Source organism: Streptomyces sp. NPDC048353 (assembly GCF_055587165.1).
This window is the reverse complement of sequence record NZ_JBVJGU010000006.1, coordinates 318,209-342,294: the sequence shown is the minus strand read 5'-3', so window position 1 is coordinate 342,294 and position 24,086 is coordinate 318,209. Positions and strand designations below refer to the sequence as shown.

The 24,086-nt window shown below is 66.3% G+C and carries 20 protein-coding genes and 3 pseudogenes; 10 read left to right on the top strand and 13 right to left on the bottom strand.

Going from position 1 to position 24,086, the window contains the following annotated elements:
* Positions 1–275: 275 nt before the first annotated feature.
* The 7 genes from ACZ6RC_RS23470 to ACZ6RC_RS23440 all read right to left on the bottom strand — a co-directional run bounded on the left by ACZ6RC_RS23470 (position 276) and on the right by ACZ6RC_RS23440 (position 5,530).
* Positions 276–932 (bottom strand): IclR family transcriptional regulator, encoded by a 657-nt coding sequence (locus ACZ6RC_RS23470; protein WP_469586763.1) that lies wholly within the window; start codon positions 930–932, stop codon positions 276–278.
* Between the two features lie 63 nt (positions 933–995).
* Positions 996–1,778, bottom strand: coding sequence for a transposase (locus ACZ6RC_RS23465; RefSeq protein ID WP_469586428.1), 783 nt, complete (start codon positions 1,776–1,778; stop codon positions 996–998).
* Between the two features lie 384 nt (positions 1,779–2,162).
* On the bottom strand, positions 2,163–2,486 hold the full coding sequence (locus tag ACZ6RC_RS23460; protein ID WP_469586424.1) for a hypothetical protein: 324 nt from the start codon (positions 2,484–2,486) through the stop codon (positions 2,163–2,165).
* Between the two features lie 15 nt (positions 2,487–2,501).
* The gene (locus ACZ6RC_RS23455; RefSeq protein WP_469586421.1) at positions 2,502–3,053 is read right to left on the bottom strand and encodes a PIN domain-containing protein; all 552 of its coding nucleotides are present in this window, start codon (positions 3,051–3,053) and stop codon (positions 2,502–2,504) included.
* 1,204 nt (positions 3,054–4,257) lie between these two features.
* A complete protein-coding gene (locus ACZ6RC_RS23450; RefSeq protein ID WP_469586419.1) occupies positions 4,258–4,635 on the bottom strand; it encodes a CorA family divalent cation transporter in 378 nt (125 codons plus the stop codon).
* Between the two features lie 593 nt (positions 4,636–5,228).
* Positions 5,229–5,384 (bottom strand): hypothetical protein, encoded by a 156-nt coding sequence (locus tag ACZ6RC_RS23445; RefSeq protein WP_469586414.1) that lies wholly within the window; start codon positions 5,382–5,384, stop codon positions 5,229–5,231.
* Positions 5,381–5,530: a hypothetical protein gene (locus ACZ6RC_RS23440; protein ID WP_469586411.1), complete on the bottom strand. Its 150-nt coding sequence runs from the start codon at positions 5,528–5,530 to the stop codon at positions 5,381–5,383. The genes ACZ6RC_RS23445 and ACZ6RC_RS23440 overlap by 4 nt, the downstream gene beginning before the upstream one ends.
* A 65-nt stretch (positions 5,531–5,595) precedes the next feature.
* On the opposite strand from ACZ6RC_RS23440, the gene ACZ6RC_RS23435 reads away from it, so the two are divergent.
* From ACZ6RC_RS23435 to ACZ6RC_RS23420, 4 genes are all read left to right on the top strand, one after another.
* The gene (locus ACZ6RC_RS23435) at positions 5,596–6,396 is read left to right on the top strand and encodes a hypothetical protein (RefSeq protein ID WP_469586409.1); all 801 of its coding nucleotides are present in this window, start codon (positions 5,596–5,598) and stop codon (positions 6,394–6,396) included.
* Positions 6,397–6,403: 7 nt separating this feature from the next.
* Entirely contained in the window at positions 6,404–7,207 is an 804-nt protein-coding gene (locus ACZ6RC_RS23430; RefSeq protein WP_469586405.1) for a hypothetical protein, read from the top strand.
* A gap of 46 nt (positions 7,208–7,253) precedes the next feature.
* A complete protein-coding gene (locus ACZ6RC_RS23425; RefSeq protein WP_469586402.1) occupies positions 7,254–8,063 on the top strand; it encodes a hypothetical protein in 810 nt (269 codons plus the stop codon).
* A gap of 137 nt (positions 8,064–8,200) precedes the next feature.
* Positions 8,201–8,749 (top strand): GNAT family N-acetyltransferase, encoded by a 549-nt coding sequence (locus tag ACZ6RC_RS23420; protein ID WP_469586760.1) that lies wholly within the window; start codon positions 8,201–8,203, stop codon positions 8,747–8,749.
* Positions 8,750–10,079: 1,330 nt separating this feature from the next.
* Here ACZ6RC_RS23420 and cas7c read toward each other — a convergent pair.
* Genes cas7c through cas5c form a run of 3 tightly spaced genes read right to left on the bottom strand, consistent with a single transcriptional unit; the run spans position 10,080 to position 13,617 of the window.
* The gene (gene cas7c / locus ACZ6RC_RS23415) at positions 10,080–10,949 is read right to left on the bottom strand and encodes a type I-C CRISPR-associated protein Cas7/Csd2 (protein WP_469586399.1); all 870 of its coding nucleotides are present in this window, start codon (positions 10,947–10,949) and stop codon (positions 10,080–10,082) included.
* Between the two features lie 60 nt (positions 10,950–11,009).
* Positions 11,010–12,842: a type I-C CRISPR-associated protein Cas8c/Csd1 gene (cas8c, locus tag ACZ6RC_RS23410; RefSeq protein ID WP_469586396.1), complete on the bottom strand. Its 1,833-nt coding sequence runs from the start codon at positions 12,840–12,842 to the stop codon at positions 11,010–11,012.
* Position 12,843: 1 nt separating this feature from the next.
* The gene (gene cas5c / locus ACZ6RC_RS23405) at positions 12,844–13,617 is read right to left on the bottom strand and encodes a type I-C CRISPR-associated protein Cas5c (RefSeq protein WP_469586392.1); all 774 of its coding nucleotides are present in this window, start codon (positions 13,615–13,617) and stop codon (positions 12,844–12,846) included.
* 166 nt (positions 13,618–13,783) lie between these two features.
* Here cas5c and ACZ6RC_RS23400 point away from each other — a divergent pair, with 166 nt between their 5' ends.
* From ACZ6RC_RS23400 to ACZ6RC_RS23390, 3 genes and pseudogenes are all read left to right on the top strand, one after another.
* The gene (locus tag ACZ6RC_RS23400; RefSeq protein ID WP_469586389.1) at positions 13,784–16,099 is read left to right on the top strand and encodes a DEAD/DEAH box helicase; all 2,316 of its coding nucleotides are present in this window, start codon (positions 13,784–13,786) and stop codon (positions 16,097–16,099) included.
* Positions 16,100–16,146: 47 nt separating this feature from the next.
* A complete protein-coding gene (locus tag ACZ6RC_RS23395; protein ID WP_469586387.1) occupies positions 16,147–16,314 on the top strand; it encodes a hypothetical protein in 168 nt (55 codons plus the stop codon).
* Positions 16,315–17,600: 1,286 nt separating this feature from the next.
* A pseudogene (locus ACZ6RC_RS23390) lies at positions 17,601–18,010 on the top strand (transposase family protein); the annotation flags it as partial.
* A gap of 405 nt (positions 18,011–18,415) precedes the next feature.
* On the opposite strand, the pseudogene ACZ6RC_RS23385 reads toward ACZ6RC_RS23390, so the two are convergent.
* A pseudogene (locus ACZ6RC_RS23385) lies at positions 18,416–18,593 on the bottom strand (CorA family divalent cation transporter); the annotation flags it as partial.
* Between ACZ6RC_RS23385 and ACZ6RC_RS23380 the strand changes: the two are divergent.
* Positions 18,586–19,677, top strand: a pseudogene (locus tag ACZ6RC_RS23380) (hypothetical protein); the annotation flags it as partial. The pseudogenes ACZ6RC_RS23385 and ACZ6RC_RS23380 sit on opposite strands and share 8 nt — an antisense overlap.
* Positions 19,678–19,764: 87 nt before the next feature.
* On the opposite strand, the gene ACZ6RC_RS23375 reads toward ACZ6RC_RS23380, so the two are convergent.
* A complete protein-coding gene (locus ACZ6RC_RS23375; protein WP_391133757.1) occupies positions 19,765–20,565 on the bottom strand; it encodes a VOC family protein in 801 nt (266 codons plus the stop codon).
* A 268-nt stretch (positions 20,566–20,833) separates the two neighbouring features.
* Here ACZ6RC_RS23375 and ACZ6RC_RS23370 point away from each other — a divergent pair, with 268 nt between their 5' ends.
* Both ACZ6RC_RS23370 and ACZ6RC_RS23365 read left to right on the top strand, forming a co-directional pair.
* Positions 20,834–21,913, top strand: a complete 1,080-nt coding sequence (locus ACZ6RC_RS23370) for an NAD(P)H-dependent amine dehydrogenase family protein (protein WP_469586382.1) — start codon at positions 20,834–20,836, stop codon at positions 21,911–21,913.
* A complete protein-coding gene (locus tag ACZ6RC_RS23365) occupies positions 21,910–22,389 on the top strand; it encodes a carboxymuconolactone decarboxylase family protein (protein WP_391133751.1) in 480 nt (159 codons plus the stop codon). Before ACZ6RC_RS23370 ends, ACZ6RC_RS23365 begins: the two co-directional genes overlap by 4 nt.
* A gap of 21 nt (positions 22,390–22,410) precedes the next feature.
* Here ACZ6RC_RS23365 and ACZ6RC_RS23360 read toward each other — a convergent pair whose 3' ends face one another.
* Positions 22,411–23,928 (bottom strand): GMC oxidoreductase, encoded by a 1,518-nt coding sequence (locus ACZ6RC_RS23360; protein ID WP_469586377.1) that lies wholly within the window; start codon positions 23,926–23,928, stop codon positions 22,411–22,413.
* Between the last annotated feature and the right edge of the window lie 158 nt (positions 23,929–24,086).

Below are 24,086 nucleotides of genomic sequence, written 5' to 3'. Positions count from 1 at the left end.
CGGCGCTGCGGCCTCGCTGGCGAGGATGGCGACGGCGAACCATGCGGCGACGCGGTCCTGGAAGTCAAAGCCGCCAGCTCCGGCGCTACCACCCGCGTCCGAGCGTGCTGACGAGTTCTCGTTCACAGGCCACTCCCCGATCTGTTTCACGCGGAGCGTCGACTCAATCTCCGCCGCCAGACGATCTATCCGGGGCCAGCGTCGAAGGTCGGCATGTGCCGCTTCGAGGTACCCCGGCCGTGGGAGGGCCAGGACCCCGTGTCGGACCGTCAGGGTCAAGGGCGGGAGGCGACTTCGGTGAGGCGGTCGGCCGCGTCGACGGCGGCCTGTGCGAGCTGCGCGCCAGGGTGCCGGGTAAGACGTTGGATCGGGCCGGTGACCGTGACGGCGGCGACGACCCGGTCGGACGGGTCGCGAACGGGCGCCGAAACGGAGGCTGTGCCAGGTTCGCCCTCGCCGATCGACTGGGCCCAGCCTCGGCGCCGCACGCCGCTGAGGGTGGCGGCTGTGAAGCGAGCGCCCTGCAGGCCCTGGTGGAAGCGTTCGGGTTCTTCCCAGGCGAGAAGGATCTGGGCGGCGGAGCCGGCCTTCATGGAGAGTGCGGATCCGACCGGCACGATGTCGCGCAGGCCGGTGGTCCGTTCGGCGGTGGCGATGCAGAGGCGCATCTCCCCGTGGCGGCGGTAGAGCTGGGTGGTTTCGCCGGTGGTGTCCCGCAGGGAGTTGAGGACCGGGCCGGCTGCGGCCAGCAGGTGGTCCTCGCCTGCGGCGGCCGAGAGTTCGGCGAGTCGAGGGCCGAGAACGAAGCGGCCCCGTGCGTCCCTGGCGACAAGGTGATGGCGTTCGAGTGCGATGGTGAGCCGGTAGGCCGTGGCCCGTGGAAAACCGGTGACGGCGACCAGTTCCGCCAGAGCAGATGGGCCCGAGGCCAGCGTGCCTAACGAGCTCGTGCACGGTAAGCGGTGAGACGTCGAAGGCTTTGGTGGGCCTCGTGCTCATCCCTGTCGTCGTGGGTTCAGGTCTGCGGTCTGCTGGTGGGAGAGCAGGCCAGCGACGGCCTGAACCATGTCGTTGATGTGGTCGCGGCGGCCGAGGTGGCGGGCCAGTGCCCGCCAGTTCTTCAGATGGGCGATGCCGTGCTCGACCCGGATACGGCGTGAGGAGTGTGCCTTGCGCTGTCGCTCATGCGTCTCCTCGTACCAGCCGGGGGCGTTCTTCTTGAACTTGCGGTGCGGTGGTGTCACCACGCGTCCACCGGTCTGTGCTCCGAGGCCCTGGTATCCGGCGTCTGCGAGGATCTCGACCGCTGGTCCATCGGCCAGGAGCTTGACCAGCCCTAATTGCCGGGCGTGGGTGATGTCCGCGCAGTTGCCTGGTGTGGCCGGGCTGCTGAACAGCACCCTTCCGTTTTGGTCGGTGAGGACCATGGCCTTGACGGCGTTCTGCTTGTTCTTGCCGGAGATGAATTTGTCTCGGTCCTTGCGTTCGGCGACCGGGCGGCGGACCCGGATCTCGGTGCCGTCGATGATGCCGGTCTGCCCGGGGGAGCCGAGGTGGTCGATCACTTCGGCCAGGGTCCGCAGCCGGACGCCAGGACTGATCGTGCACCCCTGCTCGGCGAGCAACGGCCGCACCTCACCGATGGCCCGGGTGATGGTGGAACGGTCGACATCGAACCAGCAGGCCAGTACGTCATGGGTGACTCCGTGACGGAGATGGATGAGCGTGGCCTGGAGCCGGTCGACGAACACCAGCTGGTGCTTCGCGCCAGCACCCACACCCCGCTTCCGCGGCCGAGAGGTCAGCTTGGCCTGGTGACGCTCATGCCACAACGGGCCTAGTTCCGAGATGAGTTCAGCGATCACATCGGCCGACGGGCCCGTGATCCGATGGCTGCTGTCGATCGCTGCACGAGTCACGGTCCTGACCACCCATCCATGATCGCCCACCCGTGGTTCGACGTCTCACCGCTCACCGTGCACGAGCTCGTTAGCTTGGGTTTTACCGTCGGTCTACTGGGTTGTTGCTTTGTAGGCTGCGAGTTCCTCGGGGGTGCCCACGAAGGCGGGACCGCAACCTGCCTCGAAGGCCCATCCGCGGCGCCGCCCCGCAACGGCCGTGGCATCGCTGGCAGTTCTGGCAAGCCCCGTGTCAGATGGGCGTCATGAAGGCAGCTCGCGCTCCCAGGGATTCAGCAGGAGGCGCCGCTCGATCTCCGTCAATGCGCGTACCTGGTTGCGAGCCATCTCGACGGCCCTCGCACCATCAGCTGCATCGAGGGGGCCCGCCGCCTTGATACGCAGGGCGACTGGAGCCCGGTCGTGTTGCAGGCCGATGAGGAGCGGGACCTGCATGGAGCAGGCGATGGTGCCGGTCGCTCCCAGCGCCATGTTCAACCCCGCGGCCGTGACCTGGGCTGTCGCAGTGCTCCAGATCTCGTCACCGATAGCGTAGGCCTTGATGTCCTCGATCGATTCGACCTGCACGAATGGAGCGAACTTTCAATTGTGCAACCAGGTCCATGATCGCTCGCCTCCGGTTATGTCGAACAGGGACGCCTCGAATCCGGCCTGTGCACTGTCAGCCAGAAGGTCGTGGACCTGCCGGCCAAGAGCCCGCTCGGACCCCTTCACGAGGACAGCGGCCTTGACGTCCTCGGGGTCCACCTGGACCTCACGAGTGAATCGCTCGACGACCTGGTCCAGAGACGTGAGGAGCGCAAACCGGTCGCCTAGCTCTTCCACATCCTCGAACATCGGATACTCGTACACGGTCCCGTTGCCGAAGTCCTTTGTGTTGGAGCTGACGAAGTAGACCGTTTCCTCGGGGTTGTTCCTCGCGTATTCGACGGCGGACAGCCAGATGGCCGCGTCCCGTCCTCCCGTCTTGCCCTGCTTCTCGGCCTTGGCTGGCGGGAGGCCGCTTATCTCGCGGCGCATCGCTTCCCGGAGGGCGGCCTCGCTCGTGGGGATCGTCCCGACGAAGTCGGCGTACTTCTTCCGCCAATACCCCCGGACTTCCTCCGGCGTGCACGCTTCCAACACGGGCTCCATCTGGACGCCGTGACGCTGCGGAGCGAGTCGAGGGCCTGAGCGGCCGCGGCGTGCTGCTTCAGGTACTTCGCGACCTGCTGGCCGGCGAGCTCCTCAACCACCATCCACGGCGCGGCGACCCCGACCCCGGACTCTCTGATCGCCCGCAGGAGATCAGCACTGCTGCTTTCAAGGCCGCATCCGCGCAGGATGCACGTGTCGAAGATGATCACGGGTGATGCTCCGTCTCCCGGTTCTGAGGCGTACGGGCATACCCTTTCAAGATCAGACCCTTTGGCGCATCGGGATTCCACGGAACCCGTCACCGCTGGAAGGGGACGACGAGGAAGAAGGCTTCTGACATCTACTCGCTGGTCATCCCGGCGCTTCCGCGGCAACGCCCGGCTGCGGCCGGGTCCGCGTAACCCAGCGGGCAAGAGATGGTCCGGCGGCCGCCCGCCATGTCCGAGAAAAAACAATGGAGCTTCCCGTGAGCGACTTCCTGCCCGACTCCCAGCCTGACACGTACGCGGCAGCCGAAGTGGCTGCCACCGCGCTTCGCGCCCGTACTGGTGGTGGAGATCATGACGTTGCTGTGGTGATGGGTTCCGGCTGGGCGCCGGCCGTCGCGGAATTCGGAGCGCCGGAGTACGACCTACCGATCACCGAGATCCCCGGCACCTCGTCCGCAAGCGTCCGCCGACTTCGGGCCCGGGGGTGCGGGGGTTGGCCGCGGGGGCGGATCAGGTCGTCGGGGATCCGGCGGCGGATCGTGGAGAGGTGCCCGCCCGCCTGTCGACTCGGCTGAACCACAGTTCCCGACGGTGGGTGGGTCCCAGGACTGCAGCTGCAGGATCCGCGCCACCTGTCGGCACAAATTCCTCTCCAGGGGCGCCTGCTGAGGTCGGCCCCCTCACCGGCCCGGCCCGCTGTCACTCACGGTGATTTGCCGCGACATCGACAAGCCGTCCAGAGGGTGGCGAACCGTCCGGCGAACGGGCTTGATGGCGTAGGTGCGCGGTGCTGCTGACGGCTCCGTTCTCCCCGGATCCTCCCCAGCGCTTCCGGATCCCCAAAAGGCCAGCTCAGAGGGCCTGTGGAGGGGAGGGCGAGGAGATCACCCGCATCACTTCTCCCCAGGGACTCCCCAGCGCCCTATATGGGAGGTTCGCGATGGGATTGCGTGCGTAAACAGTGTGCAGCACGTGCCTGGCTCAGGTGCCCCCTACAGCCAGTTCCGACGCCTGAAAATCACGTACAAACAGATGTATACCACCCCCATCAAGCCGATGGCGAAGGGGTATCCCAAGCCCCACTGCAGCTCCGGCATGGAGTCGAAGTTCATGCCACCCACGAGTGTGGGTGCGAAGAGGATGGTGGCCCACAAGAAGATCTTCAAGAAGTTGTCTACCTGGTGGCGCTGACCTGCATCGATGCCGCTGTACCCACTCCTGACCTGCACGGATAAGTCTTTCAGCGTCTTTCGGGATCGTGCTGCGTTACGCGGTCGATTCTCCCCACGCGCTCCCCAGGACCGTCGATACTCCCCAGATTCTCCCCAGGAAGTGCCGTTGCGGCGGGCCGCGGTGGCACAGGACGTCATTCCATCGGAGGCGCTGCCAAGGGCACGCTGAGTGACTGCCTGCGAGGTCAGGGCAGAAGCCTGGCGCCGAACGGATCAGCGCAAGGCGTGAGTCTGACACTGCCCGAGCAGGGCTCAAGTTCGAACCCGCCGTCGGAAGCCGACGTCTTTCCGATGACCCATTGCGTGGAGCGTGTCGCCATCCTCGAACCGGTCGCGAAGGGCTCCTGACCTGTGGTTTTGCCCGTACGTATTGTGTGCAGTGTGGGCGTTACGGGCGATATCTTGACGCTGAAATGACGCTCGTAACGGTCATTTGACGCCCGTTCTGATAGGCCATCAGCCATGATGCATCGCTGGTCAGGCGGTCTGATAGCCAACCGGGTGAGGCGAGGGCGGCGAAGATTCGTGGTGCCATTCGGAGGCCGCGGGGCTGAGGCAGCTGTGTTCGGGAACGCGGTTCCCGCGGCGTGTCCGATGTGAGAGCGGCCGATTCGCCGGACCGAGAACCCCCGCCGCTGCGCGCCGAACGAACAGCGCCGCCATTGGGTGGGACCAGCCGTACGTTATGCGTGGCCAGGCAAGCGGCATTACCTCATGGGTGGGTGGAGCGCCTACTGCTCGCTGCGCTGACCGGAGGCTGCTGTGGACAGGCGAGTTGAGGGCGCGATCTTCTTCTCGACGGCCTCGACCTCGGCGAGGGCCTTGGCGCGGGTGCACATCACAGCGAAGGAGCGGATGAGGTCGGCGAGGCGTTCGCGCTCGGTCATCCGAAGAGGCCGGGCTTCCTGAGCGCGGCGGCGACCTGGATCTTGATGAGTTCGAAGGACTGCTCTTCGGTGAAGCCGGCGGCGATGAACTTCGCGTACAGGGTGTAGGTGCTCTTGCAGGCTTCCTCGACTTCGAGCTCCTGCATCGGATCGAAGATCATTATTCGTCCCTGAGGTGGGTGCGTCGGTAGCGGGCGGCATGATGTGCCGGGTGAGTGGACTGTGGAAGTACTTCGAGGACAACGACGCGATCTTCACGGCCGTGATCGCGCTCCTTGTCGGTGTCATCGCCTATCTCGGCGCGAAGGCCCAGGCGAACGGAGGACGGGCTCAGGCAGCGGCGGCGCGGGAGGCTGCGACGATCGCAGCCGAAGCGCAGCGCGTGGCAGCGCTGTGGACCGTGCGGCAGGTCCAGGTCGCGAAACTCGCGAGGAGCGCCAGCGGCCTCCGGCAAGGGTGCAACCGACTGTGGGTCTTGTATGACGAGGCTCTGGCGGGTGAGATCAGCATCAGATCGGAGGAGGTGTCGCTGCTGTGGGCCGAGGTTCGCCTCATCGGCACCCAGGATGTTGTGGAGGCAGCAGGCAGGCTTGCTGCGGATACGACGGCGTACGAGGAACTGACCATGGAGCTTGCACCGGTCATTCGCGCGAGGGCGAAGCTTGAGCGATATGTACCGGACAGCGCCACCGTCCAGTGGGAGGCGATAGCGCGAGTGATGGCGATGCGCGAAGAGGACCCCGAAACTCGCGCGCAGATGTTGAACGATGCCGTGGAGGGCGTGCTCTCCCCGGCAGAGGTCTACCACCTCGTTGAACACGGCCACAGACCCGTTGAGGAGATGTTGAATCTTCAGGACCAAGCCAGACAGAAATGCTTGGTTGCGGAGGACGCACTAGTCCGCGAGACCCGCGCCATGCTGCGGTCCAGGGACGACGTCGCCCCGGCCGCACCGGTGCAGCGGCGCTGGTTGCGGCGCAACTCGGCCGCAGCGTCCAGCGGTTCGGCTTGATGTGCCGGTGGACGTGTGGAAGTACTTCGAAGGCCAGCCCGAGATAGCGGCTGCTCTGGTGGCGGCGGTTGCCGTCATTGGCGGTGTAGTGGGAGCGAAGATTCAGGCGAATGGTGGTAGGGCCCAGGCATCAGCGGCGCGTGAGGCGGCCGAGATCGCAGCCGAGGGTCAACGCGTGGCGGCACTGTGGACCGTCCGGCAGATGCAAGTTGCCGAGTTCATCCATGGTGTCCGCGAAGTGCGACTTGTCTCGGATCTCTTCTTTGAGCAGGACGCGGTTGCCGTCGGCCTGAACGCCCAGGTGCGTGAGGCGGAGAAACTGCTGGGGCGGAGGCGGGCAGAGATTGAGCTGATCGTCTCCGAAGACGTTGTGCTGGCGGCACATGAGGTGATCGAGAGCCTCAATCGCCTTGTCGCCGTGGGCCGAATTGCGGGACCAGGTGAGCACTTCACGCGCGCTCTCACTCGGCAGATGTTCGGCGATGACCCGGCCGAATCCGCGCTAGCCAGGCAGGCTGTCGACACCCTCGACGAGCTGCATGCCGCCGCCGAGGCGGGAGATGCTACGTCGTCAACCGAGCAAGCGCGCATGCTTCGGCGAGCGGCCCAGGACGTCGCCGCCGCAGGTGTCTCGTTTGACACTGCCGCCGTGGTGGCGGCCGCTGCCTACACACCCGGGATGGCTGCCTACGTGGAGGAGCACAGAGACGATCTCGACGAGAAGATGTCCGTTCTCGTTGACACCGCTCGCGCCATGTTGCGATCAGGCGAGGATGCCATCGCAACGCGAGAGGCCTCGCAGCGTCGGTGATGGCACAACCGGACGAGGAACACGGCACGTTCGGCATGATGTGCCGGTGAACGCGTTCAAGCAGTACTTCGAGGACAACCCCGAAATCTTCGCCGCCCTGGTCGCCGCCATCGCCATCCTCGGTGGCCTCCTCGGCAGCATCATCGGCGCGAGGATCCAGGCGAACGGTGGCCGGGCGCAGGCCGACGCAGCCACCAAGGCTGCGTCGATCGCTGCCGAGGCCCATCGGGTGGCGGCCCTCTGGAGTGTCCGGCAGGTTCAGGTTGCCGAATACATGCAGAGGGTTCGCGAGGTGGAGCGGCTGATCGAGCGGTTCTACAGCGAAGACACCTCGAACGGTGAGCTAAAAGCGCGGTCGAGGGAGGAGCTACAGGCGATGGATCAGAAGCAGGCGGAGCTTGAGCTGATCGCTTCGGAGGCTGTCGTGGACGCAGCGATGAAACTGAGCATTGCTGTCTGGGAAGCTTGGAGCTACGCCGTGAGGATGGGGCCGATGCGCTACGTCCAGGGCTTGATCTACATGCGGATGGATAGCGACGATCCGGGGGATGTAGCCGTCGCTCGGCAGGCGACGGAAGCGGTGGTCGAACTGCACGCAGTGTCTAGTCATGGAATTCCGGATGAGATCGGCCACGCTGCTCGTCGGGCGCGTGCCGCCCTGTGTGAGGGTGCCGGTGTACCTGTCGACTTGGCGTCGAGCGCCCTGCCACGCTTCGCAGAGTGTGGATGGCTCCTAGAAGAGGACTCTGGTCAGTTCTCACTTTTCCGAAAGATGGAGTTCCTCGTCTCTGCCACCCGCGTCATGTTGAAGTCCGAGGACGACGTTGCCCCGCCGGTGCCGACGCAGCGCCGATAGTGGTGGCGGGCGGCCTAGGAGTCGGAGGCCGCGGAGGCAGTTTCACGGTTGTCACTAACTGCTGACCTCCTGCCGGTACGCGAATATCCTTTGAGGCAGCACATTGCGCAGCTTGACCGGAGGGGACCTCTGTGACCATGAACGTGATACGCCCTGCCAGGACCGGGGACGGCGGCACTGTCCGCCGCCTGATGCCACTGGCCCACGACGACGAAACCCTGGCCGGCATGTTCGCCGATGCGGTTGAGAACAACAACGGAGAGATTCGCTCCGCATACGGACCCATCGACGTGCTGATATCCGAGAGTGAGGATCAGCCTGTGGGTATGCTGCTTGCCCAACCTCCCGCTGATCTTCTCCAACGCTTCCCCTTCTCACCCATACAGTTGGTGACTGTTGCTCAGAAGGTCGTGAGCATCGAGATTGTCGCCGTGGACCCCGCCCATCGACGTCAGGGCATCGGCAGGGCGCTCATGGAAGCGTTCGAAACCATTGCCCGGGCACGGGGTGCTGCCAAAATTTCCCTCAGTTTCCCGGAGCAGGACCCCGACCTTGCCTCCTGGTACGGCAAGCAGGGCTATCACGTCGTTGACGCCCGCACCGAGTTCGAACTGGAGGTTGATGGCATGACCCTTCTTGTCAGCGACGGTGACTCTGGCCACCTCCTTGCTTTCAAGGATCTCTAGTAGGTCAGCTGCAATCAGAAAAGTCGTTCCCAGTTTTCGTCGTTGCGATCCTCGGCCGTTCCGGAGAGCGACCGCCACCTGGGCGAAGGCTTCGGCATCAGCCTGGGCCTTCTTATTGTGACCCTCGGTCGCCTCGAGGGGCGACCGTTACTGACCCCGGCACTGACCCAGAGTTTCAGCGTCGGAGGTACTTTGATCCCCAGCCACTGTGATGGACGAGTCCAGTGTGAACAGAGCTGTACCCAGGTCTTCCGCTTGGGTGCCATTGCGATCCTCAGCCGCCACAGAGAGCAACCGCCATACACGTGCGACCGGTGGGCCACACGACGCACTCGGCGTTGAGATTTCGCGGCCGCCCTGGGGACGGCCGAGTTTCTATCAGTTGCCTGGCGCCGCGTACTTCGTGACGTCGACATTGCGATTCTCGATCGTCCTTCAGGGCTACCGCCATGCCAGCGTCGCCGTTCCACTTCGGGCAGATGGGGATGTTGCGATCCTCGTTCGTCTCGGAGCGACTGCTAGACGTACTGACCACACTCCCCAGGCGTGATGTGAGCATGGTTGCGATCCTGGTCACCCTGGAGGACGTTCGCCAAGAGCCAGTGGCGCGGATTGTCGGGGTTGGTGGTGGCGTTGCGATCCTCAGCCCTCCCAGGGGCCGACTGACGCATCGCTGGCTTGTAGTTGCCAGCGACCATGAGGGGGTTGCGATCCTCGGTCGCCCCGGAGGGGCGACTGCCGACTGAGTAATGTTTTGGGGTCTTGTGGGGTAAAGGGGCGTTGCGATCCTCGACCGGTCTGAAGGGCGGCCGCCACAGCCACTGCCCGGCAGATCTCTTGCGGCTGCAGCATGCGGTTGCGATCCTCGGTCGCAACCGCATGGAGGCGACCGCGAAACGTGCGCCCCGCAACATTATCTGCTTGGCAAGATGGCGTTGCGATTCTCGGTCGTCCCAGGAGACGACCGCCACCGCCAGATGCGACTGACCTCCTTGGTGTAGGCGTAGTTGCGATCCTCGGTCGCCGTAGAGGACGACCGCCACGACGAGGCCGGTATGGGTGCCGCCGCCCTTGCCGAAGTTGCGATCCCCGGCCGTCCCAGAAGGCGACCGCCACTGTCGAGCAGTCAGATGAGACGGTAGGATAGTTTGTTGCGACTCTCGGCCGTCCCGGAGAGCAACCGACACACCCATGTTCATATCCATCGCGTACATGGCGCGTTGGTTGCGATCCTCAGTCGCCCTGGGGTAGCGGCCGCTGCTCATGGATCGGCTCCAGTGCATTGCCTTCGATCGTTTGGTTGCGATCCTTGGCCGCCTGTAGGGCGTGTTTAGTCGATGAGCCGGGTCATAGTCACTCCGGTGGGGATCTTGTCTTCGTCGATGGCGATCCGGTCGGCGTAGTCGTCCCAGGAGCGTGCCTCGCTGTGGCCGAGGGGCTTGATACGGATCAGGTCGAAGAGCTTGTGTGCGGGGGCTCGTCCGTAGGCGTCGTCGTGGGAGAAGACGTACAGGCCGCGGATGGCCATTTCACCGCGGGAGGATGCCCGGTCGTGGTCGAACATCATGGTCAGGGCCTGCCAGTAGGCGGCGAGGTCTTCCGGGGTGACTCGTGCCTTGGCGCCGAGGGCTCCGGAGTAGAAGCCGTGGCCGCGGTAGAGGCCGTAGGGGACGTAGTGCTTGTTGCCCATCTCGGTGACCTTTCCCTTGGCCAGGTCCTCGGGCTTGTTCGGGGCGACACGAGTGATGCCGGCCTCGAGAGGTGTGACGGGGTCGATAGAGCGGGAGAAGGTGAGCTGCATGGGCCCGCGGGCCCTTCCCGCGTGCTTCTTCTGGTCGCCCACGGACATGACGGCTCCGAACAGGCGCACGTCGTAGAAGTTGCGGATCATCCACTCCTGCGCGGTGGCGGTCTCGCCTTCCTTGGCGCCTCCTTCGATGTATGCGCGCTGGATCTGCGGGTTGAGGGCGACGCCCTGTTCGACGTACATCTCGAAGCCGGGCTTGCCCTGGTGGACGAGGGTGATGGTGTTGCGGATCTTGCGCTTGAGGGCGACATCGGTGATGAGGCCCTGGCCGGTGATGGGGTCGGTGCGGGGCATGCCTCCGGCGTCGGGGTCACCGTTGGGGTTGCCGTCCTTGACGTCGATGAGGAAGACGTAGTCGTGCTTGCGGGTGGGGTCCAGGTGCGCGTCGGTCATGGTTGTGCTCGGTGTCCTTCCGGGGCAGTGGCGTCGTGGTGAACGGGTGGCGGCAGGCGTTTACCAGAGGGTGCTGTCCGAGGATTCGGCGTCCTCGGCAGAGACTTCGGGAAGGGCGTCCGCTTGCTGTTCTGCGACCAGTTCCTTGCCGGCTTCCCGTGCCTTGATGGCTTGTGCCGCAGCACGTGCGGAGTGGGCTCGCTGGTGGTCGTAGCCGAGGATGAACAGGGCCTGCTGCTCGGCGCTCAGGTGCGCGGGAATGGTGTCAAGCAGGTCGAAGACGTCTCGCAGTCTGTTGTCCATGGCCTTGGCTGCGGGTTCGCTGGCCCGGCCGATGGTGCGCAGGTGCGGGCGTGCTCCGATACGGAGGCGGGTGAGGACGGCTCGGGGAGAGACTACGGCAGTGCTCAGGTACTTGTCGGTAATGGTGGTGTTGACCTTGGGCATGGCCTTGCGCTGGATCGCTTCGAGCATGGCCATGATCCGTCCGCATACATAGCCGGGCTCGGTCGATTGGGGGTTCAGCTGGGGCACACAGAGCTCCTTGTGGCGGGTGGTGGTACGGATCAGGGCGAGGCGCAGCAGGGCGAGGCGGGGCCGGTCGAGGTGGTGGTCGGCGCGGATACGTTGCAGGAGGACCGGCAGGAGATGGGCTGGTGGTGCGGCTCCGTGGAGTGCGGCTTTGGTGAGGTCGGCCTGGAGGTGCTTGGGGACGGTGGTGTCGATGTATTTGTTCTTATGCTTGTCCCAGCGGGCGCAGGCGAGGGCGAGTCGCCAGACCGACCAGTAGGTGTAGGCGTTGTTCCAGCCGTCCCAGGTCTGTTGGTCGGCAAACCAGGTCCCGAGTCTCTGTTTCAGTTCGGGGACGGGGATGGTGATCCAGTCGGCGACGATGACCCTGTTGGTGTTCACCCGCAGAGTGAGGGCGTGGAAGGCATCCTCATCGAGGACCGTCAGCGCATCTCGTCCCCTTTGGGGGTGGCGGAGGCCGGCGACGAGCTGGGCCACTTCCTCGGGCTGGGGGTCGCGCAGGGTCCACATGGATGTGTTGGTGTCGGGATCGCGGCTCCACCAGACGATGGCGGAGTCGTCGGCAAAGGCGCGGTGTTCGGGGTCGGCGAGCAGCGTGTTCAGAGCGGTGGCGGACTTGGTGCCGCAGTCGACGCAGATGGGGGTGGCACCGAGTTGCTTGGTGCCGGCCCGGAAGTGGGCGGGTTGGTTGAGGCAGACCAGCTGGGTGTTCATCCCGGAGTTGGGGATGCCCTTGATGGGAACCGGGAGCGTGGACAGCAAGGGCATGACGTGTCCGCACACGAGGCAGAGTCCCTGGTTCGCCTTGCCCGTCTTCCCGCTCTTGGCTTTCTTGACCTTCTCGGCCCACCAGCTCCTGGCTTCCGGCAGGTCGTGGATCCACTCGCCGTCCACGCTGATGGCGATGAGGTGGTCCTTGTCCATCTCCAGCGGCCACGCGGTCGGCATCGGGCCATTCAGCCACGCGGACACTGTCTGCGCCTGGGCAAGATGCGGGTGGTCGTCGCACCAGGAGGTGACCAGGTCACGGTAGGCGGCATGCCGAGTTCTCGCCTTGGTGACGTCGACAGAACCGATCGAGAGAGTCCTTTCCCCGTCCGGTCCTTTGATCAGGCCGGGGTGGGCGAGCGCGAACTGTGCGGTGTCGGCTAACAGGAGCGGTGCCGGCTTGGACCCGGAGCGGCCGGTGTACGGGGCGGTGATCTTCCGCTCTTCCTGACGAAGGTCGATGACCAGCGGTTCGGTGCTCCCCATGCCGGTGCCGGAGAGGTCGATCTGCCACATTGCCCGGCGTGCGAGGAAGTACTCAGGGGTGTCGTCCTGGCGGCTGTCGGCTTGCCGGACAAGGCTCTGCAGCAGCATTTCAGGCCACCTCTTCCGCGGAGGCGCGCCCCTCGGCGCCGGGCATGCCACTGACTTCGGCGGGGGCGAGCGGGCGGTCGGGCACGTGGAGAATTCCGTACTCGAGGCTGGCTCGAAACCAGTGGTAGCGCTCCTTGCTTTTCGGGAGGTACTCGATGTGGTGGAGCATCAGTCCGAGCTCGTCGATGGGCGGAATGCCTGCCTGGTCGGCGGGAGTGACCGCACCGGCTTTCTCCGCCGACCCGTGGGGCCCGAAGAAGGCTGCGAACTCACGGCAGCCGAAATGGGGTTGCTCGTAACAGGCGCCCCGTGCGAGCCGGCGGTCGAACTGGTCGCGGTACTTCGGCAGGGGCGCGGTGCACCGTTCGGTGGCGTGGATGGTCGCGTGGATGCGGTAGGCGACATCGCTCAGGGCGACGGTGACCCGCTGGCCGCGGTCTTCGGCGACATCGTAGTAGTAGCCGTTGTTGGCCCGCAGGCTCTCGTATGCGTTCTTGGTGATGATCGAGTTGTTGACCTCGTTGCGCCGGAAGCGGGTCCACCTCACCGGCTTGAGTTGTTCGATCCGCTCGATCCGGTAGGTCATCTCCGGCTTCCAGAAGATGGCCTCCAGGAGTCCCCTCGCCGCAGAAGGGGTCATGATCGGATAGGAAACACGTTCGACTTTGAGTTCCGGGCGGGTGAAGCAGGCCAGCGGTCCCCATACCTCCACCTGGACATGAAGGGGCCGGTCAGCCCTCTCTTCACGCTGCTTTCGGGGGCGTGACGCAGTCATGCACTTGTTCCCTTCCTTGCCTGCTGGCACAGGCCGTTGTCAGTGCCTGCGTCTACCTTCCTTACGTCGCGCGACCCTTAAGTCTGCACTTGCGCTTCGAGGGGTATGCGGCGATCTGCTCGGATCTCAGCGTATAACTGATGGAAAGTCAAATATGGTTGTAAAAATGACAGTTGATGCGCTAGAGGGTGTCTTGCCGTCCCCTGAAGGCAGGCTCGTGGCTCACTCGCCGGGCCATCAAGGGACATGGCACTGGTACGAAGATCACGCCCGCGGTACGGCCGAACTGGCTAGCCGGTTCGCCGAGCCATGGGGAGGCGGCGACCTCGCCTACCGGCTCGGACGCGACCACGACACGGACAAAGGAGCCTGTGCATGGCAGGAGGGATTGATCGAGGAGGCCACCACTGGCCGCAAGGTCAGACGCCCCCCGCACAACAATGCCGGGACACTCTTGTTCGCGCGGACGGCCGAACAGGTTCCCGCCCTGCTGCCATGCGCCGGCGTGATCGAGGGACACCACACCGGTCTGTCCGCGTGGTCGGAAGTCCGGCTCCGCCTGAAAGCCCTGATGGCCGACTCCAGCGAGGTGGACGAAGTGATCCACAGAGTCGCCGTGGCCATGCCGGAGGTCCTGGACGGCTCATGCCCTACTATCCCGAACTGGCTCAATCCGCATGACAAGGTCGCTGTGGAGATGCTGGTCCGCATGACCTACTCGGCCGTGATCGACGCCGACCGGCTCGACACCGCCGTCCACTTCAGGCCCGGCACGCACATCAGGCCGCACGTCGGGATGCATGAACTGTGGGAGCGGTACGAGGCCCGCCGACAGGAGGCCATTGCTGAACGCCAGCGCTCCAAGGGAGCCTCCTGGCTGGACAAACTCCGCGAGAACATCTACCAGGAGGCCCTTGAGGCCGCCGCCGGCAAGCCTGGCGTGTACCGGCTGCACCTTCCGACCGGCGCCGGAAAGACGTTCACCGGCGGAGGCTTCGCCCTCCGCCACGCTTCCCTGCACGGACTGCGGCGCGTCATCGTCGCAGTCCCGTTCATCTCGATCACCGAGCAGAACGCAGCAGAGTACCGAAGCCTCTTGGACCCGGAGCAAGGACCACCGGTGGTGCTGGAACACCACTCTGCCGTAAATGTCGAAGCACGGCAGTCCGCCGCCCCATCGACGAACGTGCGCCACGGCCAGAAGGTAGGGCAGCCGAACCGGTGGGCGAAACTGGCGACCGAGAACTGGGACGCCCCCTTCATCGTCACCACCACCGTCCGCCTGATCGAAACAATCTTCGGAAACACCCCCTGGGCCACTCGTCGGCTTCACCGGCTCGCCAACTCTGTAATTATCCTGGATGAGGTCCAGGCTCTCCCCGACGGGCTCCTGACCCCGATCCTCTCGGGCTTGCGAGAACTCGTGGAGCACTACGGCGTGACCCTCGTGCTGTCATCGGCGACCCAGCCGGAACTCGCCGCACTGAACCCCTGGCGCTCCGGTCTCCCGCAACGTGACGTCGTCGCCGCCCCTGCGCCACTCTTCGAACAACTGCGCCGGGTCAGGTACGAATGGCGGACCGGCCCGGGCGTGACCCTCAAAAGCATCGCCGCCGAGGCGGCCGAGCACGACCAAGTCCTTGTCGTGGTCAATGGGACCAAGGACGCCAGCCGGATCCATCGCGCCTGGATCGGCACGAACCACGAGGAAGACCCAGGCATCTTGCATCTGTCGACCCGCATGACCGGCGGCCATCGCCGAGAAGCCATCCAGGCGGCGAAACAGCGTCTGGGGGAGGGTTTGGAAACCTTCCTCGTGTCGACCTCTCTCATCGAAGCCGGCGTCAACCTCGACTTTCCCCGCGGGTATCGCGCCAAATCAACACCGGAGTCCGAACAGCAGGCTGCCGGACGGGTCAACCGCGAGGGCAAGCGCCCCGCGAAGGACAGCGTCATGACGGTCTTCGCCCCTCAGGACGGCCTCAAGCCGGAGATGGTCTACAACACGTGCGCCATCGCAGCAGCCTCCCGCCGCTTCGGCGAAGGGCTGGCTGATCCCGACGATCTGGACGCCCTCCGCTCGTACTACCAGCACCGCTACCGCCTCCAGGCAGGACAACATTCCAAGGACCCCAACGGAGCCACCGGGGAAGTCATCGAGGCGCTGCGAGCGAAGCTGCACTACCCGGAGGTGGCACGCAGAATGCGGATGATCGACAACGAGCACTCCGTGGCTGTGGTCGTCATCCGTCCCCACCTCGAAGAAGAAGCCCGACAGGCCGCCCAGAAGGCAGTCGACCAGCTCCGCCGCGGCCTGCCGACGCCAGCGACCTACCGAGCCCTGCAGGAACACATGGCATCCATTCCCAAACGGGAACTGGAACTGGCGATCAACGCCGGCCACGCCATCGAAATCGCCGGTGACCTGCACCAGTGGGTCGGCTCCTACCACCCCCAACGAGGCATCGAACCTCCCGCATGACCATTCAGACCACCGAGTAGCATTTCAGCCAGTACGCTTGCCGCGCAGTGATCGTTTCTCATGCGGCCGAGGATCGCAACAGCTTCCGCTCGGGCTGGTACCTGGACGCCTCAATCATGGCGGTCGCCTGTCGGGAGGCCGAGGATCGCAATGTCCTGCTGGGTGGGGTGGGTACGCTCAGGCATGGCATGGCGGTCGCCCTTCGGAGCGGCTGAGGATCGCAACGTCCACTACGACGGCGCGCACCCCATCACCCGCACGATGGCGGTTGTCCGTCGGGGCGACCGAGGATCGCAACATCGAGACCGGCGGCATGGTACGTCTGTGAGGTGGGAATGGCGGTCGTCCCCTGGGACGGCCGAGGATCGCAACGCCACCTACCATTCCCTGCACCGGGTCCAGTACGCCCAAATGGCGGTCGCTCTTTGGGGCGGTCGAACAACCGGTCGGTCGCCGACGAGGCGATCGAGGTGCAGCATGGCGGTCGCCCTTCGGAGCGGCCGAGGATCGCAACACCGCCCTGAGTAACCCCGCCTCGTTCGGACTCCTGATGGCGGTCGCCCCTCGGGGCGGCCAGGGATCGCACCGGCACTACGCAGCAGCCACGTGCGTGGGCACCACCCATGGCGGTCGTCCTTCGGGACGGTCGAGGATCGCAACCTCTATGAGCCCGAGACGCTGATCTACAACCCAGTATGGCGGTGGCCTTTCGACGCCGCCGACGATCGCAACCACGTGGCAGTGACCGAGGAGTCCCTGAACCGGCTCAAATGGCGGTCGTCCTTCGGGGCGGCCGAGGATCGCAACGCCGCGACCACCGAAGCGTGGCAGCGCTGGACCCGGAATGAACGTCGCCCTTCAGGGCAGCCGAGGATCGCAACCATCCGAACTTCCGCCACTGCTTGGCGGCATACCTGTCGGCGGTTGCCCTTCGGAGCGACCGAGAATCGCAACATGGTCGGCATCACCAACGCTGGCGTTAGCCACACCGATGGCGGTAGTCCTTCAGGGCAGCCGAGGGTCGCAACTACGGGATGGTCACGTCTTGGCCGATGGGCTGGGAAGCAGTAATCGCCTTTGAGGTGACGCAGGATCGCAACGACGTCGTGGCCGGCCCCATCATGGATAGGCTCACGTAGCGGTCGTCCTTCGGGGCGGCCGAGGATCGCAACGTGGTGATCCGTAGAGTGTGAGAGGCGGCAGTCGTCCTTCGGAGCAACCGAGGATTGCAACTTCAGCGCCCCGTCCCTCGACGGCCCCTGGACCAGCATGGTGGTCACCTTTCGGTGGCCGAGGATCGCAACCGCACTGCCTGGGACGGAAAGCCGATCTTGAATCGGATTGACGGCCGCCCTTCGGGGCGGTCGAGGATCGTAACGGCATCATGTACACACGGGCGGCGCTCGACGATCGACTCAATAACCCTCCGTAACGCCAGTGAACCTCTTTCAGCCTGGAGCACAGGGGTGAACTGGACTGGTCAGCGCGGGGGGTGACCCAGCAAAGCCCCTCGTCGCACGGCATGAACGTGTAACGTCATCGCGCGCCGACGGCACACCGCTCTGGTTCTCCCGAACGACACCGGGCCGCACCCATGACCTGACTGCCGCGCGGGCCCACGGCATCGTCCATGCCTGTCTCACCCGGCAGATCCGCGTCCCGCGAACCGCGCCTATCAGGGTGCCGGCGCCACATTCCGCACCCCTACTACTGCCACCGCGAACAGCCCGAGCACTGCCAGCAGTCAATCGCGGCCACGCCCGACTCAGGGAACCCGGCGAACGCGCATTCGCAAAGGGCCCGCCGCTCCGGCACATTGGAACCACCGCACCGCGTGCCGCCAGGAGCTCTTCCACCCGCGAGCATCCACGACGCCACGTAGCCAGCCCGCCCGCCTGTCGACTCGGCTGAACCACAGTTCCCGACGGTGGGTGGGTCCCAGGACTGCAGCTGCAGGATCCGCGCCACCTGTCGGCACAAATTCCTCTCCAGGGGCGCCTGCTGAGGTCGGCCCCCTCACCGGCCCGGCCCGCTGTCACTCACGGTGATTTGCCGCGACATCGACAAGCCGTCCAGAGGGTGGCGAACCGTCCGGCGAACGGGCTTGATGGCGTAGGTGCGCGGTGCTGCTGACGGCTCCGTTCTCCCCGGATCCTCCCCAGCGCTTCCGGATCCCCAAAAGGCCAGCTCAGAGGGCCTGTGGAGGGGAGGGCGAGGAGATCACCCGCATCACTTCTCCCCAGCGCCCCGTATGGGCGGTTTGCGCTGCGATGCATGCGCAAATAGTGCGCGGCGCGTGCTTGAGACAGGTGCCCGCTACAGCCGGCCTCGCCGCTTGAAAATCACGTACAACTGCCTCATACCACCCCTATCAAGCTGATGGCGACGGGTACCCGAGGCCCCAGCGCATCTCCGGCATGGAGTCGAAGGTCATGCCATAAATAGTTCCCACCAGTGTGGGAGCAAAGGGAATCGCCGCCCACGACGAGATCTTCAAGGACACCTCCGGGGGCGCCTACTTCTATCTCGACGACCGGGACCGGGTCGTCCTCGCCGACTCCCGCCAGCACATCCTGCGCATCGCCCACGCGCAAGGCGCCGACGGCGCGTGGAAGTTCACCGTCGAGGACGACTGGGACCTGACCTCCCTCGTCCCGCACGACTGCGTGAGCTGGACGAATCTCTTCCCCAGCGGTGTGTGCGACCCCGTGACCTCCGTGATGCCCGACTGGGACGGCCGCATCTGGTGGGTCACCCGCCTCGGCCGGGTCGGCACCGTCGACCCCGCCACCGGCGCGCTCCGCTCCGTCCGCCTGGACGGCGAGGAGATCCAGAACTCCTTCTCGGTGGCCGAGGACGGCGTCTCCATCGTCTCCGACCACGCGCTCTACAGCTTCCGCGCCGACGCCGACGGCACTCCCCGGATCCAGTGGCGGCAGACGTACGACCGCGGCACGGGCACCAAGCCGGGCTCGGTGAACCAGGGTTCGGGCACCACACCCGACCTCTTCGGCTCCCGCGAGGAGTACGTCGCCATCACCGACAACGCCGACGACCGGATGAACGTCCTGGTCTACCGGCGCGGCGCCGACGTGCCGGCGGCCGAGCGCCTGGTCTGCCGGGTGCCGGTCTTCCGCTCCGGCGCCTCCACCACGGACAACTCCCTGATCAGCTGGGGTGACAGCCTGATCGTGGAGAACAACTACGGCTACGAGAACCCGACGTCGCTGACCTTCGGCCGCAGCGTCACGGGCGGTGTGACCCGCATCGACGTCCGCCCCGACGGCAGCGGCTGCGACACGGTCTGGGAGAGCGCGGTCCGCTCCCCCTCCACCGTGCCGAAGCTCTCCACGGTCAACGGGCTGCTCTACTTCTACGAGAAGCAGCCGAACGCCCTGGGCATCGACGCCTGGTACCTCACCGCCGTCGACTTCCGCACCGGTCGGCGGGCGTTCCAACGCCTGACCGGCACCGGCGTCGCCTACGACAACAACTGGGCGCCGATCACCCTCGGCCCCGACGGCACCGCCTACGTCGGAGTCTTCAACGGGATCGTCGCCGTCCGCGACGGAGCCTGACCTGCCCCGACGCGGCGACGCCCGGGACCGGCCACGGCCCCGGGCGTCACCGCGTGTCCGGCGGGCCCTGATCCGGGCCCGGCGGCGTCAGGTCATCTCGGGCATCTCACCCTCCGTGGTCGACACGTCGATCACGGCGAAGGCCGCCCCCTGTGGGTCCACGATGCTCGCGAAGCGGCCGAACGGGCTGGTCATCGGCCCGAAGACGTTCCGCCCGCCCAGCCTCTCCGCCGTCGCGACCGCCGCGTCGCAGTCGTCCACGGCGAAGTAGACCTGGACGTACGACGGCACCTCGGCGGGGAAGTCCTCGGGGGTCATGGTCATCCTGCCGAGGACCGGTTCCTCGCCGCCCAGGTCGAAGACCTTGTAGTCGACCTTCTCGTCCGCCATCTTCTTTCCGTTGTAGCCGAAGACGGAGGTCAGGAAGGTGTCGGACTTCTCCGGCTCGCGGGTGAACACCTCGGCCCAGATGTAGGCCCCGGGCTCGCCCTCCAGCTCGAAGCCCTCGTGGGTGCCGGGCTGCCAGATGCCGAAGACGACGCCCGCCGGGTCCTGCGCCAGGCACATGGAGCCGAAGTCGCTCACGGCCATCGGCTCCATGAGGACGGTGCCGCCGTTGCTCTTGATCTTCTCCGCCGTGGCGGCCGCGTCGGGCGAGGCGTAGTAGAGACACCACGCCGACTGCGGGTCGGCGTCCTGGCCGGGCATCGGAGGGACGACCGCCGCGACGGCCTTGCCGTTCCTGAGAGCCTGGGTGTAGTTGCCGAATTCCGGGGAGGACTCGCCGAAGGTCCAGCCCAGCACCTCGCCGTAGAACGCCTTGGCGCCCTCGAGGTCGGTGAAACTCGCGTCGGCCCAGATCGGCGTGCCTTCAGGTCGTGCGGCCATGACGGTGACTCTTTTCCGATCGACGGTGGATCCGTGGTGGTGCCCCAGGGGGTGTCTCGCCGATCGTGCCGGGGTCGCCAAGACACCCCCTACAGGGTCTCGAAAACCACGCTAGCCACGCCCGCCCCACCGCGCGCGGTGACGCACCGTGACGGACGGCCGCGCCCCGGGCCCACCCGGCACCTCGCCGCCACCGCCCCGGCCCCGGACGGCGATCGCGTACGTCACGCCTCTAGGAACTGACGGTCCGTCAGGCTAGTCTCCGCGCATGATTCCGACAGTCGTCTGGGGAACCGGAAACGTCGGCCGGGCCGCCATCCGTGCCGTGGACGCCCACCCGGCCCTGAAGCTGGACGCCGTACTCGTCCACACACCCGCCAAGGTCGGCCGCGACGCGGGCGACCTCGCCGGCCTCGGCCGCACCCTGGGCGTCGCCGCGACCGACGACGTCGAGGGCGTGCTCGCCGCCCGCCCCCGAGCCGTGGTCTACGCCGCCTCCGGCGACATCCGGCCCGACGGGGCGCTCGACGACATCGGCGCGGCGATCCGCGCCGGAGCCGTGGTCGTCACGCCCTCGCTCTATCCGCTCTACGACGCGGCGGGCGCCCCCGAGGAGCTGCGCGCCCCGGTCCTGGCCGCCATCGCCGAGGGCGGGGGATCGCTCTTCGTCTCCGGCGTCGACCCGGGCTGGGGCAACGACGTGCTCCCCCTGCTGATCAGCGGCCTCGGCACCACCATCGACGCGATCCGCTGCCAGGAGATCTTCGACTACTCCACGTACGAGCAGGAGGACTCCGTCCGCCACCTGGTCGGCATGGGCCATCCCCTGGAGTACGAACCCCTGATGCTCGCCCCGTCCGTCCCCACCATGGTGTGGGGCGGCCAGCTACGGCTCATGGCGCGCGCCCTCGGCGTCGAGCTCGACGACATCACCGAGACCCTGGAGCGCCGTCCGCTCGACACCACCGTGACCACCCGGACGATGGGCACCTTCGAGGCGGGCACCCAGGGGGCCGTGCGCTTCGAGGTGCGCGGGATCGTCGACGGCGAACCGCGCCTCGTCATCGAGCACGTCACCCGGATCCACCCCTCGTGCGCCCCCGACTGGCCCACGCCGCCCGACGGCGCCGGCGCCCACCGGGTGATCGTCGAGGGCCGCCCCCGCATCCAGGTCACCGTCGAGGCCACCGACGAGGGCGAGAACCGGTCCGCGGGAGGCAACGCCACCGCCGTCGGCAGGCTGGTCAACGCCGTCGACTGGCTCGTGGACGCCAAGCCCGGACTCTACGACGCGCTGGACGTGCCCCTGCGCCCCGCGGTGGGCAGGCTCGGAAGGAGACAGCGATGATCATCGACATCCCCGAGGGGCAGGAACCGATCGGTTACGTCTGGGGCGACATGGTCCCCGGGATCGGGATGGCGGCCGCGAACTTCTCGCTGTCGGTGTACGAGCACACCACCCTCGGCCTGCGCGAGTTCGAGGCCGCGCGGCTGCGGATCGCGCAGATCAACGGTTGCGGCTTCTGCCTCGACTGGCGTACCGAACGGGACGGACGGAAGGTCGAGGAGGGCTTCGCGGAGGCCGTGACGGAGTGGCGCACGACCGACGCGTTCGACGACCGGACGCGGCTGGCCGCCGAGTACGCCGAGCGGTACGCCGTCGACCACCACGGTCTCGACGAGGAGTTCTGGTCCCGGATGACCGGGCACTACACCCAGGCGGAGATCGTGGAGCTGAGCATGAGCATCGGCTCCTGGCTGGCGTTCGGCCGGCTCAACCACGTGCTGGGCCTGGACAGCGTGTGCGTCCTTCCCCAGGGCTGAGCCGGCCCACGGCCGCCGCCGTCACAGATCGGTGGCGATGATCTTCTCGATGTTCCGCTCGGCGAGCGCCGTGATGGTGACGAACGGATTGACGCTGGCGTTGCCGGGGATCAGCGCGCCGTCGATGACGTACAGGCCCGGGTGGCCGTGGAGACGGCCGTAGTTGTCGGTGGCCCTGTTCAGCACCGCGCCGCCGAGCGGGTGGTACGTGAGGTGGTCGCCCCAGATCTTGGAGCCCCCGAAGAGGTCGGTGCGGTAGATCGTCCCCTCCTTCGCGTTGATCTTGTCGAAGATGGTCTTCGCCATGTCGATGGACGGCTGCTTCCAGGCGTTCTGCCAGTTCAGCTCGACCCTTCCGGTCGCGGGGTTGTAGGAGAACTCGGCCCGGTGCGGGTTTTTGGTGATGGAGAGGTAGAACGAGGCGTACGTCTCGATGCCGGTCGGCAGCGGCGCCACCTCGGCGAAAGCCCCGCCCGCGTCCCAGTTGTCGATGCCGGCCGTGGGCATGGAGGCCTGGAGCTTGCCGGTGGCGTCCCACATGTGGTTGGCGCGCCCGCACATGACGTTGCCGTTGTCGCCCCAGCCCTTGCCGACCTCGCCGTTCAGTCCGGGCAGCGCGCCGGTGGCCCGGAGCCGGGTCAGCAGCTTGCTGGTGCCGACGCTGCCGGCGGCGAAGAAGACCTTGCCGGCGGTGACCGTCTTGGTCGCCCGGGTGGCTCCGGAGGTGTCGAGCTCGTCGATGACGACCGTGTAGCCACCGCCGGCCGCCGGGGTGACCGAGACGACCTTGTGCAGGGGTGAGACGGTGACCCGGCCGGTCGCCTCGGCCTGGGCGAGATAGGTCTTGCGCAGGGTCTTCTTGCCGTGGTTGTTGCCGTAGAGGACCTCCCCGGCCAGCGCCGACTTGGGGACCGCCCCGGCCGCCTCCCGCTTCATGTACTCCCAGTCGTAGACGTTGGGCACGAAGACGAAGGGGAAGCCGGAACGCTGGGCGTGCTTGCGGCCCACGCGCGCGTACTGGTAGCAGGCGGCGCTCTCCCACCAGGCCGGGTCCACCTGGGTGACGCCGAGCCCGGCGTTGGCCCGCGGGTAGTAGACGGAGTACATCTCGTCGGCGTTCACGGACGGGAGGATCGCCCCGAAGTTCTCGCGCCGGGGTGTGACCGCCATGCCGCCGTTCACCAGCGAGCCGCCGCCCACCCCGCGGCCCTGGTAGACGGTGATGCCGGCGAACTCCTCGGCGTCCAGGACGCCGGTGTGGCGGGGGACGTCCTTGTCGAGCGGGAAGCCGAGGAAGGTGTGCAGGGGCTGCTTGGTACGGGTGCGCAGCCAGAAGGAGCGGTAGTCGGGCTTGGTGGTGTTGGCGAAGATCTTTCCGTCCGGCCCGGGGGTGTCCCAGGACATCCCCATCTCGACCATGTGGACGGCGATGCCGGCCTGGGCGAGGCGCAGCGCCGCGACCGAGCCGCCGTACCCGGTCCCGATCACCAGAACCGGGAGATGGGCTCCCGGCGGGACACGGGTGGCGGCGTGTGCCATGCCGGGGAGGGTCAGGGCGCCGAGAAGAGAACCTGTTCCAGTGATGAATCTTCGGCGTGATACCACGTGACGTTCCTCTCTGTCGATGGGAAGAGGAACGAGTTCTACTGCCGCTGGCGTAGGAAGTCACGGTAAACCGAAAGGTAACTTATGGGTGG